Below are 22,861 nucleotides of genomic sequence, written 5' to 3'. Positions count from 1 at the left end.
ATGCCGCTGTCGAGGTCGTTGTGGCACGAGAGGGAAACGGCATGCTGATCCGGCGAAGACTTTGTGGTCATGCTCTGCTGGCGACCCTCCTCGTCGGGTTGGGGCCGGATGACCCGCGCGACCACGCCCCGATCACGCAACGCGAACGCTTGATCACCGCGGCGGAGCCGCCCCCGGCGCATCGCGTCGACGCCCCCGGAATCGAGAATCTTTTTCGGCTCGGCCCCGGTCTTTACAGCGGTGCTCAGCCCGAGGGTCGGCAAGGATTCGAGTCCTTGAAACAGCTCGGCGTCAAGACGATCCTCAGCGTGGACGGTGCCTGGCCCGAGGTGGAGCAGGCTCGTCGACTCGGAATGCGCTACGTCCACCTGCCGGTCGGCTACGACGGCATTGCTCAGGACCAGGTGGTGCGCCTGGTTAAAACCGTCCGGAGCCTGCCCGGGCCGCTGTTCATCCATTGCCACCATGGCAAACACCGAGGGCCCACCGCCGCGGCCCTCGGTGTCATGGCGGCCGAAGGGTGGAGCCGGGGGCAGGCTCGAACCTGGCTCGAGCAGGCGGGCACGGACCCGAAGTACAAAGGCTTATACGCCACGGTGGATCAGTTCGTCACGCCTTCCGCCGAGGAACTCCAACGCGTGGGTCACGACGACCTGCCCGACCATGCCCAGGTGCCTGGCCTCGTCGCGTCGATGGTGCGAATCGATCTCTGTTGGGACAGGCTCACGGCAGCCCAGAAGTTTGGGTTCCGCTCGCCGCCCGGCCCGCCTGAACTGGACCCGGTCCACGAGGCAACCCTTCTGGCCGAGCAGTTCCGTGAAGCGGCTCGACACGAGGAGACCACGGAGAGGGGCGACGAGTTCACCCGGCTGATGACCGATACCAACCGAGACGCCGCCCGCTTGGAGGCGGCGATTCAGGGTGTTCAGACAACCGCTTCTCCCGCCAACAAGCAAGAAGCCGAAACGAGCCTGATTCGAATGCGTCGACACTGCGCGGCGTGCCACGCCCGGTTCCGGGATTAGCCCTGACTAAGACAAGCCCCTATGGCGCGGGCAACTCGCCAGCCACTTCGGGCTCAAGCGCCAGACGCTCCACACACTTCCTGAACTTGAGCCACGGGGCTCGGCCCGTCCGCTGGAAGTCGGCGAGCGCTTGATAGATTGACTGAATGGGCGGCGGGTGACGCAGGCCGAACGCGACGTCGGCTCGCCCTCCTTTGACGTGAAGTCGAAGAAAGCCCGCGGCCACGGCGGCCGCGGAGAGGGTGATTCCTCGGCCCCGCACGAGTCGATCGACACCGCCGGCGAATCCCGAGAGCGGGCGCTCCCAACCATCGGAGATCGTGACGATCCAGCGCGGTCGGCCCGTGAGCTGCGCGACGAGCTCCGCCTGCTCGCGATAGCTCAGATAAGGACCGACCAAAGCAAACCGTCGCCCTGCTTCGTTCGATTCCAGGGCACGTTGATGGGCCAGCGCCAGGACATGGGCGTCGATCACGGGAATTCCTCCGGCCGGCAGAAAGGCCACCGGAGTCTTGGCCATTTCGAGCAGAACTTTGGTCGAGGTCGGTCGTGAATCTCTCGGGCCGATCACCATCCCCGGGCAAAGCACGAGGGTCGAGAGCCGCCCCCCCTGCCCTGCCAGAACGTCCCGCTCAGCCTCGCGTTTCGTCTCCACGTACGGCGAACGAACTCGGTCGAGGTTCCACGGAGTCTCTTCGTCCGCAGGGCATTCCGCAGTGCCGGCGGCAAGCGTCTGGAGGGTCGACGTGTAGACGAACCGCTCGACTCCCGCCACGACACAATCGGCCAAGAGTCCACGGGTGGCCTCCACATTGACAGCCCAGGCCTCACCGCGGTGGTCTGAAGCCAGATTGACCCAGCCGCCGCAATGCGCCACGCCCCAGGCCCCCTCAATGGCTCGCATGCGGGCGTCGGGGTCGCGGAGGTCGCCGAACCTCCACTCGATCGGAGGGTCAGCGGGATCCACCCGGGGCATCCGCCTGACCAGGCCGCGAACTTGGTAGCCGGCCGCCGCCAAGGTCCGGGCGACATGGCCACCGACAAAGCCACCGGCACCCGTGACGACGACGATCCGTTTCCCTGTCACACTCGAAGCCGATGCTCCAATGGACTGACCCTGAAAGCCGGAGGCCGGGACCGGCACGTCAGGAACAGCGGGCTGGCCCGCCTCGACCGGTTCGGTCCGTCGGTCCATCGCATCCGGCTCCTCGTCGTCACGTGACTTCTTGACCTCGCCATCGCCGACTGATTGGAAGGCCGCGGCGACGAGTAAAACCAGGCAAGAGAAATGCCAAACCGTTCCGCTCGCGTCAAGCCCACGCCCCACTGACATCGCTCGCCCGCACCGATCGGAATGGCTCGTCCGCCTAAACAAGTGTTCGGACAGCCAAAATCTAGCCTTGGTTACGGGTGGCGAGTTCTTTCTCGAACAGGTCGATCATCACGTTCAAGTAGCTTCGCCAACCCGGAGCGATCCAGGCCAGTGGACCACGACGCCACCGTCGAGCCTGTTCAAGTTGGCTTCGAACGAACCGGCTCGGCCCAGCGTTGATCCGATGGGCATCCAGGGAGGCACGCTCCCTGTGCGACATCGCTTCGCACTGCGTCAAAGAAATCAGCAAATGCTGAAGCGGACTTCTAATTCTTGTCTCTCCGAAACCAAAGGGAAGGATCAAGAGCGACCGAAGCGACACGATCGAACCAGGGTCGGAATCCAAACAAAAAAAAGGCTAACGCGTTCTCGGGCAAAGCACAAGAGGCCGACCACTCCAACACACGACTGTCATCAAGAAACACCGCACCCCTATCACCCATTAATCATAAAAATATATTAAATTTTCCAAACACTCTGGCGGGCCCGTCACCCAACTCGAGCGGACTACAGCGACCGACGGGTTCCCATGGAAAAGGCCTGCGATCCCTCCCGTTGGATCTTCACCGAGACACAACGAACGTATGAATCTTAGCGACCAAGCTCCCCCAGTCAATCCAGCCGATGACGTCTCGATCTAAGCCCCAAACAGCCACGTAACCGGCCTGGCTTATCGCGTTTTTGGAGCCAGCGATTCAGGCAATGACGCTCATTCATAACGGGGGATGAGGCAGAGCCTCACGGTCGATGATTGACGAACCCCGAAAAGTTGGACCGTCTTCGAAAGACGATTCCCAACTCACCGCGTGAGTTGGCCGTCGGGGGTCCACATCGGTTTTCCCTGGCAAAACTTCGCTTTAAATCGGTCGCGACACCTCGATTGATGTCAAGGGTGATTCTCTCCTGCGGGAAATGGCAATGCGTGTTCTGCGTTCGGCGGTTCGACTGTTCCTGACGTTGTTGGCCCTACTGACGATGTCGGCGATCCTGCTGGGGCGATATGGCCCGAAGCCATCCGAGCGCCGCCAGGCCGGGGCTCCGCGTTACCAAGCTCTGACTGCCTCCCCGCTCTCGAAGGGAGCCAGCGAATTCCGCATCCAGAACGTCAAGACCGGTGTGGTCGAGCGGATCCAGCTCGATGAAGCGGACCGGGTCGATTACGCCTCCTGTTCCCCCTGGCAGGACAGCCAAGGGCGATCCCATGTCACGGGCTTGTGGAAGAGTTTCGAGGGTTCCCAGGTTCGCAAAATGGGCCTGGCGCGCATTGCGATCCCAGGGGGTGAAATTCTCGATCGGGTCGCGCTCAACGCCGTTCCGGCAAGTTCGCCCTGCTGGTATCCAGGCACGTCGGCGTCGGTCCTTTTCTCAGGATGGGACGGTCAACTCTACAGCTATTCGTTTGACGATCCGCCAACGGGTGCCGAGGAGTCCTCCGACAGTGTCGCAAGCAGGCCGACCCCCTTGGCCTGGCGAAATCCCCCTCCCTGGGACAACCATCGCCAGTTCTGGGAACCGACCTGGCCGACCGACCCGAGACTGGGAAAGAGACTGATTGTCTCGGTCTCGTTCCGCGAGTTGGGACAGGACCAGGAAGGCCGGACCAGGACGCAACTCTGGTGGCTCAAACTCACCAGCGACCGGGCGGAAATCGAAGACCTGGGCCCCTTGATCACACCAGGGCCGACCGACGCAATCGCTGAGGAGCGATTGGCCAACATCGCGGCCACACCTGACGGTGGCCTGGTGCTGGCCTACCTGGCCCGCCAAGAAGGGGACCCCAAGCTCCATCTGCGGTTGGGATCGGTCAAGATCGACGCGACGACTGGCCATCCCTCCGTCGACGCCGCCGACGTCGTGGAGTTACCCGGCCCGCGGCTCGCCAACCAGCCGCGATTCTCGGCGGACGGCGGCTGGATCGATTCCGTCTCGAGCGATGCAAAACCGAACGACGCGGCCGAGCGATTCTCGGTCATCGCCGCACTCGCCGCGCGTCCCAAATCGGAAACAAAGCCCGCGCCGCTGTTCGCCGCGCTTTCCGTCGCATCCACGGCCCGAACGATCCGCAACCTCATTCTCTTGCGGCTCGCTCCGTTGCGGTTCAACCCAAGCCGCCTCAAGCAGACCAGGCATGCCTGGGAACGAACCGACACCCGACAAGGATCACGCCTCGTCCGCTTGCGCTTTCGCATGAGGCAATTCGATCGTGACGACCAGGCCGGGGTTTGCGTTCCGCGCCACGACCTTGCCTCGATGAAGGTTGATCGCACGTTGGGCGATCGACAGCCCTAGTCCGACGCCGCCGCTGGTCCGAGCCCGGTCATCGTCCACGCGAAAGAAGGGCTTGAAGATCTGATCCAGCCATTCGTCCGGAATCCCAGGTCCGCGGTCGCGCACGGTGATCGTGGCCACCTCTGACACGAGCGTCATGACAACCTCGACGGTCGTTTCCTCCGGAGCGTAGTGGATCGCGTTGCGGAGCACATTCTCGACGGCGCGACGGATCAATTCCCGCTCTCCGAGAAGAAACGCGGGACTATCGATCCTCAGGACCAGGCGGCGATGCCTCGCCTCGGCCTCCAGTCCGCAATCCGCAACCAGCGATCGCAAGAGCTCGTTCAGAGGGATGACATGGAGGTCCTGCGACGAGGGGTCGCCCTCGGCGCGCGTTAACTGGAGGAGTTCATCGACCAGGTTCGCCAATCGCTCCACGTCCTTGGCGATCTGCGTCAGGGCCTCCTCACGATCGCCATCGGTGCGTGCCAGTTCCACGGCGAAACGGAGCCTCGCCAGTGGAGAACGGAGCTCGTGAGACACGTCCTGCAAAAGCCGGCGCTCGGCGGTCAGCAACGTCTCGATTCGTTCGGCCATCCGGTCGAACGCCCGCGAGAGTCCCCCGATCTCGTCCTTGCGAAGCGAACCGGTGCGCGCCGTCAAATCGCCCCGGCCGAACTGCTCCACCGTGCGTCGCAGGCTTTGCAGGGGCCGGACCAAATTGATCGCCACGAGGTAGCCGAGAACCGCGGTCCCCACCAAGGTCCAGAGATAGATCGGCAGGAACGCCGGCGTCTGCCTCGAGGGCGAGAAGAACGACGAGGTCGCCAGAAATGCGGCGACCGAGAGCAGACTCGTCCCAAGGAACCAGAGGAAGATCTTACCGAACAGCGACCTCATCGTTCGATTTCGCCTTCCCCTTCGACCTCCGTGCAGAAGAGGTAGCCGACACCCCGGACGGTCCGGATCCGGTCACCATGGCGCTTCAGCTTCTTACGGATGTGGCTGATATGGACGTCAATGGAGCGATCGAACGGCGTGGCCCGGCGCTGATAGAGCGCGGTCATCAGGGCATCGCGCGAGAGCACCCGTCCCGCCGAGCGCACAAGTTGCTCCAGGACATCGAATTCGACCGAAGTCAGACCGACGCTCCGCCCCTCGCACAAGACATCGCGGGCCCCGGGAATCAACCGGATCGGGCCGACCACCAACGACTCGAGCTCGATCGGCCGCGCGTTGTCGATCCGACGGAGCACAGCGCGGATCCGGGCGAGCAGTTCCTCCGGACCAAACGGTTTCGGCAAATAGTCGTCAGCACCGGCGTTGAGGCCAAGAATCCGATCGGCCTGGGCCGTCCGCGCCGTCAGCATGATCACCGGGATCTGGCTCCGTTGCCGGACCTGGCCAAGCAACTCGAACCCGTCGAGATCGGGCATCATGACGTCGAGCAAGACCAGGTCGTGAGCACCCGCCAAGGCACGTACCAAGCCCCGATGGCTGTTGTGGACGATCTCGACACTCATCCCATGCCGAGCGAAAAACTTCTGCATCAAGCCACACAACTCGACATCATCGTCGATGAGCAAAATCGAGACCGCCGCCGACCCGGACATCGGAGCCGCCGAGTCGTCGCCCGACAGCATCAGAGTGGGAGCGTCCGGAAGTAGTGGGAACGATTCCTGAGCATTCATCGGAACTGGTCTCCCGACCCCACTACCGCCGCATCGGACACCCACTCGGCGTTGAATCTCGACGCGTCCTGCGCGAAGCGGTCTTGGCTCCATTACCACTCGGGCCGATTATAAACGGGCAAGCCCCCTCCCTCTGTTAAAATTCGTAAAAATCAGAACCGGCTGCGGCCGGCCGCTCGTCGACCTCCAGAGCGATCGCGGACCGTTCCGTTCGAGACGCCGCAAGGAGGAAATCAAGAAAAGAAGCGTCGAGTCTTGGCCCCTGGGACGAGACGCCCCTCGACTCCCTCTCGGAGGTTTGGCGGACGAGGACATCGGGTCGCAGCTCGTTTTCTGTCATCGGCTCAGAATGACGGACTTTAAGCGGTCGGCCCTCCACATGAGGGGGGGTACTCTAGCTCGATTAGTAACGTCATTTGTCCGAGTTCGACTTCCGAATTGCACCGCCATCCGGATTCCAAAGACGACGATCCGGCTTCGTACACAAGGGAATCTCAAGCGGATTCTATCGACATGAATCGGATGGTGGCGGAGATCACCGGAGAGAGGACGCATCGGGTGAGGCGGTGAACAAGGACTCGATCCAGATCACGACAACTTCATCGCGTTGACATGGGCCTCGGCAAAAGCGGCGTTCTGAACGGCAGTCCCGATGGACTTGAGTAGTTCGCCCTCTCGGGTCCGGTGCGACCCAGCAATGGACTCCAGATCTTGGATCGCCCCCTGGATCGATTGGCCCAGCGGTAGTAGTACTGGTGTATAGCGGCTGGCGATTCGATTCTTCTCCAATTCCGGCAGCGTCTGCTTGGGCACGAACGACGATGCCAGAGTATCCCGCCATGCAAATAACCGACCACTCAAGACCGCCCCGATTCCCGGCACCTTTTGGTTGGTCAGTATCGGGACATCCTTGGCCGTCTCGATCCCGAAGGATTCCAGAGAGAGAATGCGATCGTTGGTGATGCCCTTGAGCTTCGCCAGGCGTATCAAGGACTTGTCAAGGTGCTCTTCCATCTGGATCTTCTTGGAGTCCATCTCGGCCTGCTTGAGTTCCTTGGCGTAATCCTGCATGGCACTGTTGTGGCTCGCCACGATGCCGTTGGCCCCGTCCTTCCGCTGCTGGAACCTCACCAGGCTCGCCGAGCGCTGGGCGTTGAACTCGGCCTCCAGCCTCCTTAACTCGGCTTCCGACTCGGCTGATCGGTCACGCCATCGTTTTTCCTCCGCGATCCAAGGCGAGTTGGCGGTTTCCCACTCGGCGATCAGGCGGCGATTCGCCGCGTCGACCTCCCTGCAGTCCCGGCTGTGCTCGGCCTGGCGGGCGGATTTCAACGCTTCCCAAGCTTCGATCAGTCGCTGGTTGGCGGATTCGACCTCCCTGCGCGCTCGGTCGTAGCCCGCCTGGCGGGAGACATTTTCTGCTTCCCATGCCGCGAGGACGCGGCGGTTTGCCTGATCGATCTCGCCATGCGCCCGTTCATGCTCCGCCTCGATTGCGGCTCTTGCTGCCTCCCATGGTGCTAGCCTTCGGCGATTTTCCTCGTCTACCGCCCTGCATAGGCGAGAGTGCTCCGCAGCCTTGGCCGCGTTCGCGGCTTTCCAGGCGTCTAGTCTCCGCTTATTTGCTTCCTCGATCGGCTGGCACAGCTCCGCGTACGCCTCGTCCATGCGGTTGCACTCGAACTCATGGGCCGCCTGCAGGGACTTGCGGGAGATTTCCCGCCGCTGGTTCTCGGTGACGAACATGAGGCCCCACCAGACGGTGAACGCAGTGATCGTGCCAATGCCCACCGGTATGGCGACGAAGACGAGGCAGAAGCCTCCTACCATCCCAACGATGCATAACCTCGGGAGGAACGGATCCGGCGGCCCGAGCGTCGGTAATGGAGGGTAGACCGGAGGCAGGGGAACGGGGTTAAAATTAGGGCGTGGGGGCTCGACAGGGGCCGAAGGGTGGGGCTTAAGTGCGGGCGAGTGAGCGATTGGCGGCCGAGCGGGAAGCGGCTTGAGCGGCGGCATCGGCATCAGCGACGGGGGCGGAGGCACGGGCGCGAGCACGGGCTTCTGCACCGGTGCGGGCGGAGCCGGATGGGTCAAGAGCGACGGCTTCTTGACGGAGCGCAGCCCTTGGGGAAGCACAACCTGGACAGGCAGCGTCGGCTTGGGCTTGGGTCGCGTGTAGGGTGCGAACGCAATCCGCATCCCGGCCAGCTTATGGATGAGCTTCTGGATGTCCTCGGGCCTGAATGGAGTCGCGGCGGCGCCTTGGCCCGGCAGGAAGAACATTAGCCTCGCCGCGGCGATCAGCTCGCACCATGGGCATCTCCCCGCGGTTGCCATGTAGGAATGCTTGGGGTCGTTCTTGCATCGGGCGAGTTGCTTAACGGACGCGTCCAACGCGGTGCGCCATTCGGTCGCGGTGGGGCGGCGCATCGAGCCGAAGGCCCGTTCGAATAGGCCGAGCACCGTCGGGTCGAGCATCGTCACCGGTGGGACGTGCGGCGGCGGCTTGAGCCGGGCCGTGGCCGTGCTCCGGGTGTAGGCATAATAGCCCTCCTGGATCGCCTTCTCTATCGGGATGTCTGCCTTCACCAGGGGCACGCCGGAGAAGGGATGACGGCCCATCATCAGCAGGTGGAAGACCAGCACGGCCAGGCCGAACATGTCGTGGTTCGCCGCCCGGTCGAGGCTCGCGAAATTCTTGCCGTGTAGCTCGGGTGGGGTGTATTCCGGGACGCCGACCCCGCAGCGGAAGATGCGCGATCCCTCGGCGACCTGGAACGAGTCGCAGTCAACGAACGCGACGATGCCCTTCTTGGACACCATCACGTTCTTTTGGTTGACGTCCCCGACCACGTGCCCGTGCTCGTGGACTGCCTCGAAGGCGATGGCGCAGTTACGGGCGGTGTGAAGCAGGAACCCCCAGTCCGCCTCCGGGAAGTCCTTCTTGCGCTGGGCGACGCTGTAGAGGTGGTGGATTTCCAGGTAGCCCATCACCTTGGGCATCAGGATCCCGTCGACGCCCGCCGAGTTGTCCGCGTTCAGGGTGGTGGTGGGCCAGGCCGCGATCTTGAGCAGGTCGGGACTGCACAATTTGGCCATCGCCCGAAGCTTGTCGCAGCGTTCCTTGCTCTGGGGCTTGGTGTAGAGCTTGGCGACCAGGTCGGGCTTGCCCAAGACGTCGAAGACCGCACCTTCCCCGCCGACCGCGAAGGGCTTGGGTGGAAGCCGGACTTCGTTCCCTAGATGGTCACGTAGTTGCGTCGGATAGGCTTGGCGAGACATCGGGGGCGTTTCGCGTGGCGAGTAGGAGTGTTTTGTCGTCGTCAGTCCGGTCGTTTACTCGCTTCGAGTCCATGAATTCCAGCAACGAGGTCCGGAGAATTCCCTCGTCCGGGCCGTTTCGTACCGTCTTGAACAGAGGCGTGAAGAAGCGGTCGTGGACCTTCGCCTGGCCGAAGTCCAGGGCGAGCATCTGTAGGCCGTCGGTGAGGACGGCTAGCTCGGTAATCGAGCGTTCGACGAACTCGATGCGGAGATTTTGACGGTAATCGTCGTCGGTCAGGAACCGGGTGGTGTTCGCGTATTCGCCGTTGTCCGGCCAGAAGGCGAGCTCATACCCGGCCTCGCCGCCGAAGACGATGACCCCGTCACCAATCTGAACGAAGGCGGCCCAGGTCTCGCCGACGATCGCGCCGAGAAACGTGCAGGCGAGCTGGCGTGGCGTCATCCCCAGTTCCTCGGCCTCCTCAAGGACTCGTCCGCGCGCGGCATCCACCCAGGATGCGATCGTCTCGCGCGTCGGGGCGGATTCGAGAGAGCATCGCGCCGCTTCTTCCATGAATCGTTCGACCGCCACCCGAGAACCCAGGTGCGAGCGCTCGGCGCTACCCGCCCCGTCGGCGCAGGCGGCCACCGCGGTCGTGCCGACGACGGTGCCTGCGCAATAATCCTGGCAAGGCTGCCCAGACTGGGCGTGAGACGTGCCCCGCACGGAGCCGTGAACCAGCTTCCACATGGCAGCCCCCGGTCAGATTTCGGCCCAACCAGCGGGCGGGAGCGAGACCTTGTCCCCAGGCGAGGATTGGGAAACCGCCTGCATCGATTGCGAGAGCCAGAGAAAGAGATCGCGGAAGTTCAGGCCCTTCAGCTTGACCGGTGCCCGCGTGGCAATCTGGGCCAGGATGTTGATGTTCGCGCCCTCGACCCCGACCGTGAAGAAGGCGAACGACTTGGACGCCTCGCCCTGCTTTACCCGCTCGGCGGCTGACTGCCACGGGTCATTCGAGTCCGGGCCGCCGTCGGTGATGAGGAAGATCCAGGGGCGGTAGTAGGAAATGCCATTCGACCGGTAGATGTCCTTCCGCTGGACGATCATGTCGAGGCCGGTGCCGATCGCCTGTCCCATCGGCGTGCCGCCCGACGCGTGCAGTTGCGGCGGCTGGAAGCTCTCGGCAGTGACGAAGTCCTGGATCACGTTGACCGAGCCGCCGAATGTAACGATCGCGAGCTCGGCCCGCTTGCTGGCGAGTGAGTCGGCGGACAGCGTGTCCTTTAGTGTCACCAGGCCTTCGTTTAGCTCGGCTATCGGCTGGCCCGACATCGAGCCGGACACGTCGAGGAGCAACACGCACGGGACACGGGGCTCGGGATTCTCGGCGAATTCGCTCGCCTCGAAACCGGCATATTCAATTTGATCGCTCATTGAGAGGGCACCTGCCTGGGGCTTCCTCGACGACGAGGTTAGATAGCACACAAGCATACAGTGACGTACGTCAGAGCCCAAGAGCCTTGCGGACAACCTCTCGCAGATTGGCCTTGGGCGTCCCGGCTCTGCCGTCGGTATCTCATGGGGGGCCGTCGTACGGGCCGGCTACGCTGCCTTCTTGCCCCCTGAAAGATGGACCGGGCTTCTGTAATTCCAGCATCGGCCCGAAGCGTTCGTTATAGGGAAGGGACCAAGCTTCCGCGCTCGTGCAGCCGTGCCTGGCCCTCTACCACCTCGAAGATGAGATGGCTTCGCTCACCCTTCTATCAATCCAGGTGCCTTCGCCACATTTGCGTTTTTGAATTCGTGTGCATTCGTCACACGGCTTAAACACAAGAACAAAGCGGCATTTCCAGACAACGCTTTCGATAATCGCTATCCAGAACTGTCTCCTTCAGGCATTTTTCACTACCCTGTGTGCCGACAAGATGAAGCGAATCGCGGATCGGCTCCGATTATGTACGGAGAACTATCCACAATTCACCTCAGCGCGTCATGCGGTCCAGCTTCGGCAGCGTCTGGCAGAACGAGCCAGGTGCGTTGGGGTCGGTCGTCAGCAGGCTCATCGGCAAATCGGCCACATCAAGTGTCAAGATGCCACAACGAACCAGCGGCACCTGGAAGTTCGACTTGAACCGCCGGTCCGGCGATCCGTCGCGGTTAATGTACTTCCAACGGCGCTCGAGGATCATTGAATCGGGAAATACGTGTCCCTGGGTCTCGACGTATTCCAGGTGGGTCTGGGCAATCCCCACCTGGCTGTAGGGCACGTGCCGGATCTGTGTCCCGTCAATGACCAGGAGTTTCTCGGGAAGGAAATAGATCGCCAATTGGCGGTACGCTACGCCGCAGACATCAATGTTCGTCTCGAGGTTTGGGATCGGGCGGTTGAAGATCGCGATCGGGAGCTTGGCGACCGAGAACAGTCCGCCCGCGTTGTATTTCCACTGCTTGTCGTTCGCATTGGCCTGCACCTGGAATGCCCAGACGCCGCTGCAGCGGCTCAGGGTGGCGAACGCACTCAGGATCTGATTCAGCTTTGCCTCAGCCTCGGGCGCGAGGACGTACCCGATGAAGACCTTGGTCCGCTTCGTCTTGTAGATGTAGCCTAGGACCAAGAGGGTCAGGAAGAGGGCGAATTTTAGTGTGCCGAAGGTCAGGCTGAACTGCCCGACGAGATCCACGATGGTCCAGCCGCCCCAGATCAGCGCCACGACGAACGCGAAGCCGGCGAACCAGTTCGATTGCCGGATGCCCGCTCTGAGATCTCGCTCGAACTCGTCCTCGCCGACATCGGCAGCCTGCTCACGCTCAAAATCGTAGCGGACGTGCTTGATGCCGGTGGGGCTGATCTCGGCGATGACGAACCCCTTGCTGGGCAGCGTCAGCCTGGCCCACCAGGCCCGAGCGTTCTGGAGCCAGGGCATCGAGTCCTTGAAATGTTCGTTGTTAAACACAAACTTGTCGACGAACAGCGCGATCTGCTCGTTCCGGGTCAGGTCCCGATACCGATTGACCCGCGACACTTCGGCAGCAAGCGTCTTGTCGACGGTAGAGAAGAGGTCCGGCACCTTCGCGGCGAGGGTCCATTTCTGCTGGGTCGAGCTTATGTGCCAGGAGGGCAGGATTCTGCCGTCTCGGGCGGCTTGCTTTAGGGCATCGACGCTGAACGGCCCGGCGACCCTTCCCTTAGCGTCGCGAACATAATACTGCATAGTTACCCACATGCCTCGACGTCATCGTGAGGACGGCGACGGTTCTCGATCGAGAATCACGAATTTACCATCTTCACGCACGAAACCGTTCGTGGCAAGGCTCACGGGAGCAGGCGTAGTCAACGGGCAGGTGGCCGAAAACTATTGGGGATATGCTGGATTTTCAATAAATTCAGAGCAACAACATGAAACATTATGATTTTTGATATTTTCAATCAATGAAACAGCCAGGCTTCTCGTTTTCCTCCAGGTCCAACGTCGTGAGGCGATCGAAAACGATGTTGTCATCGTCCTCAGACGTTCGAGCTCCCGATAGAACCGTGCCTCGGAGGCCAATTAGTCGCACGTCGGTTGGCTCAAATTCTTGAACAGAATCAGAAGAAGGCAGGTCCGTCTGGCCTTCACCCAATGCCGTACGCCAAGAGTACCCACCACCCTTTAGCTGTACTCTGCACGATCAAACGCTGTGGCAGGTCGTTCCATTGTTCGCTCGGAGCCGCCACTCAACCGCTAATTTGCGTTCAGCCGCAATTCGCAATTAGTGCAATTGCACTGTTACTGCACATTTTTGGCTCGCCAGTGCCGCGCAGCAGAAAGCCCTTGAGAACCTTAGTTCAAGTTTCGCATAAACAGGGACGGATCGGGAGCGGCCCGAGGCCTGTTATCGACCCCGGCGACCCCTTGATCAAGTGCGAGTGAGGGCCGAAATCTCCGGCCGATGTCGGCTCAGCCCGCGCGGCTGAGAAACTCGGTGAGCTGCGCAATCCAGGCTTTTAGGTCATACCGGTTGGATAGCGCTCCCTCGGTTTTCTCCTCATAGCTGACCCGCCTCAAGGTCGTCAGCAGGTCGGCAAACGAGGCCTCTTGCTTCTTCGGATACCACGGGCGGACCGGAAAACGAAGAAATCGATGACCGGTCTGGTGGAACCAAACCACCACCAAGCTGTAGAGAAACAACGCCATCGGCGCGGTTCGCTCGATGGCCTTGGGGAGGCGATTGGCGGGATCCTCGAGGCCGAGAAGTTGCTTGGTATTTTCAAAAGTACATTCGATTGCCCAACGGTACGAGTAGGCCGAGAGAATCTGCGGGACGGTCCAATCGAGCTTGGTGCAGTAGAACATCTGATCGGGACGTTTCCCCTGGAGGTCACGCACCAAGACGATCGTCAGGAGTCGGTCCTTGCCGGCCTTGTAGTAGAGGGCCTGGATCGTCTTGACCGCCAAGCTGGCATGGAGCCCGAACTGGTCAAAGTCGTGTGGGGTCCAGGGTTGATTCGCATCCTCGGCCCACTCCTTCATGCCGGGGAGGCGCTGGCCTTTCTTGCGGGGCGCCCCTTTGGATTTCTCCTCCTTGGGAGGCGCTGGCTCATAGAGGGCCCCCTTGGGATGGACATGGCTAATGAGATGGACCGTGGGCGGAAGTTGGCCGAGGATGCTCTGGCCCCCATAGGCGCTGTCGCCGGTGATGACGATCTCGTCGTCGGGGAACCAGTCCGCCGCCAAGTGGATCAATTCCATCGCGAGTTCGGGGCGGGTGCGATGATTGGGATCGGGCTTTGCCTTTTTCTTTTTCTGGTTCTTTTTGCCCTTGGTTAAGCCTTGGCGGTTGACATAGAGCCGCATGGCGATGGGCAAGGCAAAGACTTTGGTCGGTGCCCAGAACGGGTGGACGACGATCAGGCAGAGGACGACCCAGTCGTGTCCCCAACTGACGAGAGCTTTGGCTCGACTGGAGATGAGTGGGTCGTAGTGCATGCCGGCGCCGTAGAGGGTGAGTCCGCGTTTTCGGCAGAGGGTGTCGTCGACGGCCCAGTAAAAAGTGGCGCCCGGTGCGAGGATGGAGACGACAAGCTTGGCCAGGGACATCGAGAAGTGATCGAGGTCCCAAGCGGCATGGCTGAAGAAGCGATGGAAGCGTGACCAATGTCCGATGCCAACCTGGCCGCTGGAGAAGATGAGTTCGGTAATATAGCGGTGGCGATTCGAGAGGATCCAGCCGGAGGCGATCAAGGTGAAGGTGTGGAAGGAGGGATTGGTGAAGACGGGTGTGAATTGCTGTAGCAAGAGGAGGAAGGAGGGTGTAAGTTCCATGGGTCGGCGTCCTGTGTCAGGGGAAATTGTTCGGTGTAAGGCCCAAACAATTTGCCAAAAACTGACAGAGACGCCGACGTTTTTTTTGGAGCCCTATTGAATCTACAAGTCGGAATTTGACATTTGGGAAAAGTGCGAAACTTGAACTTAGGACCCGTAAAAAATTAATCGTTACAGTTGATGCAGAAGGAGGTATTGTCAATCTTCGTGGATGGAGAATTTCAGGCGGCGGTGGTTTTCTTCACTCCGTCCTCGAAGATGACCCCAGCGATCACCTCCCTCAAAAGCTCCGATCCATTCAACGATCGCCAACTCTTTGATGCACTCTCCATCAGCTTGTAGACCATCGTCAGGCACGCCGTCCGACTCCCGCTCCCCTTCGTCTTGTTGTGCCTCAGACGCACCGTCGAGAACGTCGACTCGATCGGGTTCGTCGTCCGGATGTGCAGCCACTGCTCCGCCGGGAAGTCGTAGAACGTCAGCAGCACATCTCGATCCTTTGACAGGCACTCCGTCGCCTTCGGGTACTTCGCCTCGTACGTCTTCACGAACAGGTCAAACGCCTTCACCGCCTTCTCGCGGCTCTCCGCCAAGTCGATCTCGTGGAGCATCCCCTTGGCCTTCGCCTGGCTCCCCTTGGGCAACTTGTCCAGCACGTTCGCCGTCTTGTGCACCCAGCAACGCTGCTCCTTCGTCGTGTCCCACACCTGACGCATCGCCTTCCAGAAGCCCAAGGCACCGTCGCCGATTGCCAGGTGAGGCTCGACTTCCAGGCCACGGGCCTTGCAGTCCAGTAGCAACTCCTTCCAGGATTGCTCGCTCTCCCGATAGCCGTCGGCGATGGCAATCAGCTCCTTCTTGCCGTCGGCGGTCGCCCCCATCAGCACCAGGATGCACTGCCGCCCTTCCTCCAAGCGGATGTTGAAGTGCACGCCATCGGCCCAGACATAAACGTACTGCTTCCCCTTCAAGGACCGCTGACTCCAGGTTCGATGTTCCTCCTCCCAGGCCGACTTGAGCCTCGTCACGGTGTTCGCCGACAGTCCCGGGGCGTCCGGGCCGAGGATTGCCTTGAGAGCCTCGGGGAAGTCGCCGGTGCTGATGCCTTTGAGGTAGAGCCAGGGGATCAACTCGTCCAGGCTCTTGGTCCGCCGGAGGTAGGGCGGCAGGACTGCCGGAGTGAACGTCTCTCGGGATTCAGGGGGTCGTCGGTCCTGGACTCGGGGTTGCTTGACGTCGATCGGTCCCAAGCCGGTGAGGATGGTCCGCTCGGGGTGGGAGCCGTTGCGGACGACCTGGCGACGTCCGGCCTCGTCCTTGAGATGAGCGTGGTCGTCGATCCAGGCGGCGACCTCGGCCTCGATGGCCCTGGCGAGCATCTCACGGGCTCCGTTGCGAAGGACTTCGGTCAGGACATCATGGCTTCCGGCCAATGGCAAGATCCGGATCTCGGAGGTAGACTGACTCACGGTGGCGTACTCCTTTGCCTTGTTGGCAAGTTTGGTGTGGGTGAGACTTCACCAAGGGTACGCCGCCCTTTTCATTTCCTCCATCCACGACTTTCGACAATACCTCATGTAGAAGAAGCTATGATGCCAGGATGAGTAATACCGAAGAACTTGAGCGGAAATACGCCGTACTGTTTCCGCATCTCAATGAGCGACAGCAACACTTGATCGCTGCCTTTGATGGCCAACGATTAGGGCGTGGAGGTATTGCCCTCGTCTCTCGTGTTACTGGGTTTTCTCGCCCGACTATCTATCGGGCCATTGAGAGCCTTTCTCAACATCCCCTCCCCGTTGAGCGGGTACGGCACTCGGGAGCCGGACGGAAGCCATTGGTCCAGCATGACCCCCTCTTGGTCCAATCCTTGGAAGCTTTGATCGACCCCGATACTCGGGGCGATCCCATGTCTCCATTGCGGTGGACCTGTAAGAGTACCCGCCAGTTAGCCAGCCAACTGACGGCTCAGGGACATCCCATCAGTCATATGACGGTCGCCCAATTGTTGCATGACCTGCACTATAGTTTGCAAGGTAACGCCAAGACCAAAGAAGGAAAGCAAAATCCCGATCGAGATGCTCAGTTTCGCTACATCCAATGCCAGAGCAAGTCATTCTTGAGCCGAGGCTGGCCGGTCATCTCGGTCGACACCAAGAAGAAGGAACTGATCGGAAACTACGGGAAATTCGGGCAGGAATGGCAGCCGGAAGGGCAACCTGTTGAGGTGAACGTGCATGATTTTCCCGATCCGGATATTCCCAAGGCAGTGCCTCGTGGTGTCTACGATCAGCAATGCAATGTGGGGTGGGTGACAGTTGGTTGTTCTCATGACACGGCCAGTTTTGCCGTGGAGAGTATTCGCCGGTGGTGGAGAGAAATGGGCCACCCTCTTTATCCCAAGGCGGGCGGTCTATTGATCTGTGCTGATAGTGGAGGCAGCAATGGCTATCGTCTCCGGCTCTGGAAACTGGAATTGCAGCGTTGGGCGAACGAGGCGGGATTGGACATGACGGTCTGCCATTATCCGCCAGGCACCAGCAAGTGGAACAAGATTGAACATAGATTGTTTTCAGAGATTACGAAAAATTGGCGGGGCCGTCCCTTGGAGAGTTACCAAGTCGTTGTCAATCTGATCGGAGCGACGACTACAGAAACGGGACTGCGAGTGCGGGCAGACTTAGATAGCGAATTTTATCCAACCAAGGTGAAGGTCACTGATAGAGAACTGGCAACCGTGGACCTGCATCCTCACCATTTCCATGGGGAGTGGAACTACACGATCAAGCACAAAACCACTAAAGTGTAACGATTATTGTTTTACGGACCCTTAGTTCCCAAGGGCTTATCGCGAAATGGGCGGCGCTGGATTCGAACCAGCGACTTCCACCGTGTGAGGGTGCTCAAGTACCCAGCCGTTTTTACCGGAACCTTGGTGTCATCAAGGTTTTACGCGAATCACCCGATCATTGCAAGCCCCAATAAACCTGTACAAAAACCGGCAGAAAACAGCGGTAATCGAGCGCAAAACGGTAACAAGACGGTATGGCGACCACGGCGTCAATTTTGCCCCAAGGCCCGTCAGAGAAGGTCAAGGGCCCGACCGGTGCGATCGAAGTGGATCCCCCTCAGAAAAAGAAGAGTTGCGACCGTCTCAACCGTCTCGTCCGTCCCCGTGCCCGATCAGCTTCGACGAAACAGCCATGGCAGCAAGTATTTGCGTCACGTGCAATTTGGAGACGGTTGCCGGGACGATTTCCCGGTTTGGAGACGGTCGACCGTCCCGGTCGCGGAGTTCGAACCACCATCCAGCCCCTTAACCGAGTTGCCAACATCCGGCATTGGAGTCGAAATCGTCCTCGCCCAATAGAGGCTTCTCGATGGATAAAGCCTCTGTCGTTCCGCTCGGCCCTCCATCAGCCGCGTCGTCGGTGATGGTCGAGGCCTTCCCGCCGAAAATCCGTTTCGGCGACCCCATGCGTGACAAGACCTCGTTTGTAAACACCTCCATTTCGGGGCGTGGATCTCGAAGAATATTTGTGTCGAACTTCAGTCTTCCGTTGCGTCCAACGATGGGCTCCTTCGCAAAGGCGGAGAGGGAGGGGATTGCGGCCGGGAATACCGCGTCGCCGTGGGCCGATCGCAATTGGGCCTCGTGCTTGGGCATTTCCTTCGACCGAGCGTCGCGCATCGTAACGACGATCCCGCAGAGCCGAAGCCCCGGATTGAATCGTGACCTCACCACTTCCACAAACTCCAGTGTCTCCTGCAAGCCCATAGTCCCAACGACGCCAGCCTGAACCGGGATGATCACTGCATCTGCGGCAACCAACGCCGCCTCGGTCAGAGGACCATTCCAGGCGGTGCAATCAATCAAGATCAGATCGAACTGGGGTTTGACGTGTTGCAGGAACTTGCGGAGCCCTTGGTTTGGGTATTCGCCCAGAAGACTGCCCCGGTGATCGTGAGTGGAGAGGTTGGGAGTCGCTGGTATCAGGAAAAGATTGTTGAAGCGGGTTTTGCGAACTATCCGCCCCGGAGGCGGACCGGGCCGACGTTCGTACACTAACCCGATGTCTGAGCGTTTGATTGTTCTCAGATCATCCTTGGTCACCATGATCTGGGTGAGATTGCATCTGGAATCGTTGTCAACCACGAGAGGTCTGAGGCCGGCCGCCGCCAGGTAGCCGGCACAGTGGATTACAAGCGTGGTCCTCCCGACGCCGCCCTTCGCATTCACGAACGCGATGATTTGCGCACTCACGTCGAATGTCCCCCGGTGACACTTTCTTCCGTTCCTACACACCGGAGACGAGTCTTAATTAGGAAGATCGAACAAGTCAATGCAGGTGAACAATCAACCAGTTTATAAATTCTAATCTTAAATCCAAATTCAATCTCGATTTCCGATTATGCTATTTGCCCTGCCCTGCCGCCTGATTTCAGGCTAATCCGATCGAGCCGGCCCGAGAAAAGACCCGGCCCGATCGAATTTTTATCTGAATCCGAATTGTCAAAGATCTTCCGAGAGAGAACCCTCAGACCACGTCCGCGATTTCAGTCAGAGGGACCAGGTGGACCGTCGGCCCATCTTCCTGCTCCGTTGTCTCGATAACGACGACGAGCATCCCCTGGACGACAACGGCTTGCGGTGCGGTCTCCTCAACGAGCGATCCGAGTGGCGAGGGCTTCGGTCGGCCCTGGACCGTGCGAACGGCGTTGACGACTGCGCTCCTGGCCGCGAAGAATTCCTTGGTGACAGCGTCGAAATCATCGTCACTGCAAGGCTGTGCGCTGCTGAAATCGACGGCGGCGGCGTGATAACGATTTACTGCACTGACCAGACGAGAGCGTTGGGCATTCCGCCGGGGAGAAGCCGCCGGGTGGCTCGTGGCAATTCCTCCGATCGCGGCAATCGTGCTGGTTGCCCTGAGGAGCGTGCGGTGGCTCAAGGGGGGTGCGAAAGTGGCGGCGGATGCGGTGCGTGGCTTGGACATCGGACGATCTCCGGATGGATGTATGACGGGGATGCGGATCAAAACGAGGGCAATGCGGAAGGCTGCTGGGGTCACCGATTAACGGAGTCCCTCGAGTTATTCAGGGGACAACCCCTACCGGAAGGGTTGCCGTATTCCCTCGGTCGAAGGGTACGCGCTTTCTGCGTACCTCCTGTGTTTGTCGCCAAGGAGGGGTGCTCACAGTGTGAGCACCCTCAGGCGGAGAAGGATCTCCACGTTGTGGAGCTCCTTCGGCGGATCAGACGATGCGGCCGCCGGGTGTCATCTCCGGCTCCGACAGCTCCCACGCGGCGGCATGCTCGGTGAAGTCGCGATCGAGCACACTGACGCGCTCCCAGACCTGGTCCGGGCGGGCGGCCGAAACGACCCGAACGACCCGCGCCAGTTCGGCCAAGGCGCCGGCCATCAGGTCGTAAGCGTCCAGGCCGTGAGCCCGAAGACGCTCCGCCTCGACGTCGATCAACTCGGCCAGCGTAACCCGCGGCTCAGGCTCAGCGGTCGGGGTAGGTGTCCAGTAGAATCCCGTGGTCCAATCACCCCATCCTGCGAACGCAGGGAACCGGTCCAGCTCGGCCTCCACAGCCCCGGCCGGGTTCATCGCATTGAGCTCGGCCAGGTCAGCCAATTCGTCGGCGGTCATGTGTTCGTCAGCACCGGTGGGCAATGCAGCGGGCTCGTCCGTCCCGTCGACGCAGGCCGTACAGGGGGCCGGCTCATCGTGGTCGCAACAAGGCTCTTCGACCTGGTCAACCGCGGCCGTCGTGACTGTGCTTGCGGCGAGGCGGTCGCGAAGGACGGCCCGCAGTCCATCCTCTCTAGCCTTACGCTCGACCCGGTCGAGCTCGATGGAATCGACGTCCGGCATCCCCGCGGCGTAGGCGGATCGAGCGCGGTTCCCGTAGCCGTTCACCCGGAAGAACTCGTCCTGGGTCAGACCAGCGCCGTTGATCGTCGGGAGGGTTCGCTGGCCGATTGGGGTCGAGCGCCCGGGGGTCTCGATGGCCGGTGTAGTCATTATGACCACACCAGGCGACTCGACGTCGGCCGCGCTGCAGGCGATGCAAGGAATCTCCTCGGCCGGAGCACAGCAGGCGACCGGCTCGGCGGCAGAGGTCTGCAAAACCTCCCCCCCCGGCTCCTCGATCGTCGCCGGGGCGAACGCGGCCTTGGCGTCCGCCCACTCTTCGGCGGACGGCTTGAGGATGTTGGTCGACTCGAGGGTCAGGGTTGCGGTGGCCATGATCGGGGTCCTCATCTTTCAGCGTGTGGCGGAAGAGAGGGACGGGGATACACTCCCCGCCCCGATCAGGTCAGAAGCACAATCCCATGTCGACCCGGGCCAGGCCGATAGCCTCGGCCTCCATCTCGTCGTAGCGCCGATCCTCGGCGGCGGCCAGCTGCTCGACGTACCAAGCCTCGTCGGAGAGGGCGAAGGGGACCGAGTAGGTGGGGCGGGTGGCCAGGATGCCAGCACCGAAGTGGGCGACGGGCTTGGCCGTGCGGCGGGGTTCTCGCACCGGGGGAAGTTGGCGGGCAAAAGAGCGGATGACTCGGGGAGCGGTCGCAGTTAGGATGGGCATGGGAGACTCCTGCTAGATCCAGGGTTTCCTTCGGGCCGGACCGGTGTTACCAGCACCGTTCCGGCCTATTTCATTTCAGCCAGGGTCACTCCCCGACCGACAATTAGAGTATATACCCGGGAAACATCGAAATCAAGATGCCTACTCGGTATTTACCGAAATTCATTCTGAGGCCTGTTCCCTGGACAATTATCTCGTACAATCAGGACATACCGGGTTTACCTTTTAGGAATACTCGCCTAGGATGTAGTTAGTCACCTGGAAGAGTCCTGAGCCGTGAGCTAATTGACCGGGAGGGCCTAACAGTGCTGGTGGTGGCACCGATGGCAGAGAAGAAACGAAAGCCCGGTCGCCCGAAAACGCCTCTCAGACGTGAGACCGTTATCGGCCTGAAGGGGACTCCTGAGTGGAAGACATGGCTCGAGGAGTTTGCAGAACACTGTCGCCTGAGCATGGCGGATACGATCGATCAATCCCTGACTGAGCAGGCTGAACGAAAGGGGTTCCGTCCTCCTCCTAAGCGATGAGTTGACAGCCAAGGAAAAGTGGTCGCTACTGGCCGCTTTTTCTTCGGTCGCGTCCAACGACGCATGCATGGATACGTAATGTACCGACGAACACAAATCGAGAGCCCCTCTTTGAGGACGCACGTTAGCCGATGAGCGAAGGGGTCTCAGCGGTCCTCAGAGAAGGATGCCGAAAAACGACTCCTATCAGCCCTGTTTGGCAACGAGATTCAGCCGGCCCTCACCCCAGATTGAGACTTCCGCGATGGCGAGCGCAGTCCGTCCTGAGGTTCATCCCCAAACCATCAAACTAAGGGCAACATCCATGACGACCCTCCACGAACATGCCCTGCGATTGCCGACCTTTCGCGACGGCGAGCCGTGCCTACTCAGTGACGGCCAGATCTGGACCTTCCGCACCCCCCGGGTCGTCGTTGAAGCGGTCGCGGGCGAGTTGGGGACGACCCTGCTCCCGCGCTGGAGGCTGGGCGGAATGGCCGAGGTCGATGAGCTCTTCGATCGTCTCATGTTGGCGAGAGTAGGTTTCCAAGGTGACCATGCCGATCACTACATTCAGCACGTGCTTCCGGTGGCGATTATCCAGTTGCAGGGGAACTATCATCTCTCTCAATACGAGGCGCACATGCGCCTGATGCCTCGCGAAGCCAACACGCCGCAAGAGATGCTCGACTTGATGTCCAGGGTCGCCACCGCCGCGGTGAACCGTCCTTTCGAATTGCTGGCGGCTGTCCAGGCCACGATGCCTTACCAATCCGCTGAGGACTATCGGCAGATCGAACCCCTGGCCAACTGAATCGGATCAC

The 22,861-nt window shown here is 60.7% G+C and carries 16 protein-coding genes and 1 tRNA gene; 3 read left to right on the top strand and 14 right to left on the bottom strand.

The window, feature by feature from the left end; translation table 11 throughout:
* Positions 1 to 41: 41 nt before the first annotated feature.
* Positions 42 to 1,025, top strand: coding sequence for a protein-tyrosine phosphatase family protein (locus BUS42_RS01280; protein ID WP_254053231.1), 984 nt, complete (start codon positions 42 to 44; stop codon positions 1,023 to 1,025).
* 19 nt (positions 1,026 to 1,044) lie between these two features.
* On the opposite strand, the gene BUS42_RS01275 is transcribed toward BUS42_RS01280, so the two are convergent.
* The 9 genes from BUS42_RS01275 to BUS42_RS01215 form a co-directional block, all read right to left on the bottom strand.
* On the bottom strand, positions 1,045 to 2,220 hold the full coding sequence (locus tag BUS42_RS01275; RefSeq protein ID WP_074310558.1) for an NAD-dependent epimerase/dehydratase family protein: 1,176 nt from the start codon (positions 2,218 to 2,220) through the stop codon (positions 1,045 to 1,047).
* A gap of 2,337 nt (positions 2,221 to 4,557) precedes the next feature.
* Positions 4,558 to 5,568 carry a sensor histidine kinase gene (locus tag BUS42_RS01255; RefSeq protein ID WP_074304631.1) on the bottom strand — a complete coding sequence of 337 codons (1,011 nt, stop codon included), beginning with the start codon at positions 5,566 to 5,568 and terminating at the stop codon, positions 4,558 to 4,560.
* Positions 5,565 to 6,359, bottom strand: coding sequence for a response regulator transcription factor (locus BUS42_RS01250; RefSeq protein ID WP_074304630.1), 795 nt, complete (start codon positions 6,357 to 6,359; stop codon positions 5,565 to 5,567). Before BUS42_RS01250 ends, BUS42_RS01255 begins: the two co-directional genes overlap by 4 nt.
* 588 nt (positions 6,360 to 6,947) lie before the next feature.
* A complete protein-coding gene (locus tag BUS42_RS44615) occupies positions 6,948 to 9,644 on the bottom strand; it encodes a hypothetical protein (protein ID WP_074304628.1) in 2,697 nt (898 codons plus the stop codon).
* A complete protein-coding gene (locus BUS42_RS01235) occupies positions 9,610 to 10,377 on the bottom strand; it encodes a PP2C family serine/threonine-protein phosphatase (RefSeq protein ID WP_074304627.1) in 768 nt (255 codons plus the stop codon). The genes BUS42_RS44615 and BUS42_RS01235 overlap by 35 nt, the downstream gene beginning before the upstream one ends.
* Before the next feature lie 12 nt (positions 10,378 to 10,389).
* Positions 10,390 to 11,064 carry a vWA domain-containing protein gene (locus BUS42_RS01230; RefSeq protein WP_074304626.1) on the bottom strand — a complete coding sequence of 225 codons (675 nt, stop codon included), beginning with the start codon at positions 11,062 to 11,064 and terminating at the stop codon, positions 10,390 to 10,392.
* Positions 11,065 to 11,612: 548 nt separating this feature from the next.
* A complete protein-coding gene (locus tag BUS42_RS01225) occupies positions 11,613 to 12,854 on the bottom strand; it encodes a GYF domain-containing protein (protein ID WP_143206209.1) in 1,242 nt (413 codons plus the stop codon).
* Between the two features lie 714 nt (positions 12,855 to 13,568).
* Positions 13,569 to 14,933 carry an IS701 family transposase gene (locus BUS42_RS01220; protein WP_074304624.1) on the bottom strand — a complete coding sequence of 455 codons (1,365 nt, stop codon included), beginning with the start codon at positions 14,931 to 14,933 and terminating at the stop codon, positions 13,569 to 13,571.
* Between the two features lie 221 nt (positions 14,934 to 15,154).
* Positions 15,155 to 16,402: an IS256 family transposase gene (locus BUS42_RS01215; RefSeq protein ID WP_074304623.1), complete on the bottom strand. Its 1,248-nt coding sequence runs from the start codon at positions 16,400 to 16,402 to the stop codon at positions 15,155 to 15,157.
* Between the two features lie 131 nt (positions 16,403 to 16,533).
* On the opposite strand from BUS42_RS01215, the gene BUS42_RS01210 reads away from it, so the two are divergent.
* The gene (locus BUS42_RS01210) at positions 16,534 to 17,742 is read left to right on the top strand and encodes an ISAzo13 family transposase (RefSeq protein WP_074304622.1); all 1,209 of its coding nucleotides are present in this window, start codon (positions 16,534 to 16,536) and stop codon (positions 17,740 to 17,742) included.
* Positions 17,743 to 17,789: 47 nt separating this feature from the next.
* Here the strand turns inward: BUS42_RS01210 and BUS42_RS43440 are convergent.
* The 5 genes from BUS42_RS43440 to BUS42_RS01190 all read right to left on the bottom strand — a co-directional run bounded on the left by BUS42_RS43440 (position 17,790) and on the right by BUS42_RS01190 (position 21,531).
* Positions 17,790 to 17,851, bottom strand: a tRNA-OTHER gene (locus BUS42_RS43440).
* A 398-nt stretch (positions 17,852 to 18,249) separates the two neighbouring features.
* Entirely contained in the window at positions 18,250 to 19,197 is a 948-nt protein-coding gene (locus BUS42_RS01205) for a ParA family protein (protein ID WP_074304621.1), read from the bottom strand.
* Between the two features lie 274 nt (positions 19,198 to 19,471).
* Complete coding sequence (locus BUS42_RS01200; RefSeq protein WP_074304620.1) at positions 19,472 to 19,930, bottom strand: hypothetical protein; 459 nt, start codon at positions 19,928 to 19,930, stop codon at positions 19,472 to 19,474.
* A 259-nt stretch (positions 19,931 to 20,189) separates the two neighbouring features.
* On the bottom strand, positions 20,190 to 21,191 hold the full coding sequence (locus BUS42_RS01195) for a hypothetical protein (RefSeq protein WP_074304619.1): 1,002 nt from the start codon (positions 21,189 to 21,191) through the stop codon (positions 20,190 to 20,192).
* A 70-nt stretch (positions 21,192 to 21,261) separates the two neighbouring features.
* The gene (locus tag BUS42_RS01190) at positions 21,262 to 21,531 is read right to left on the bottom strand and encodes a hypothetical protein (RefSeq protein ID WP_074304618.1); all 270 of its coding nucleotides are present in this window, start codon (positions 21,529 to 21,531) and stop codon (positions 21,262 to 21,264) included.
* A gap of 831 nt (positions 21,532 to 22,362) precedes the next feature.
* Between BUS42_RS01190 and BUS42_RS01180 the strand changes: the two genes are divergently transcribed.
* Positions 22,363 to 22,851 (top strand): hypothetical protein, encoded by a 489-nt coding sequence (locus tag BUS42_RS01180; RefSeq protein ID WP_074304616.1) that lies wholly within the window; start codon positions 22,363 to 22,365, stop codon positions 22,849 to 22,851.
* Positions 22,852 to 22,861 lie beyond the last annotated feature (10 nt).

It is taken from the genome of Singulisphaera sp. GP187 (assembly GCF_900129635.1).
Taxonomy (GTDB): domain Bacteria; phylum Planctomycetota; class Planctomycetia; order Isosphaerales; family Isosphaeraceae; genus Singulisphaera.
This window is presented reverse-complemented; position numbering and strand designations above follow the sequence as displayed.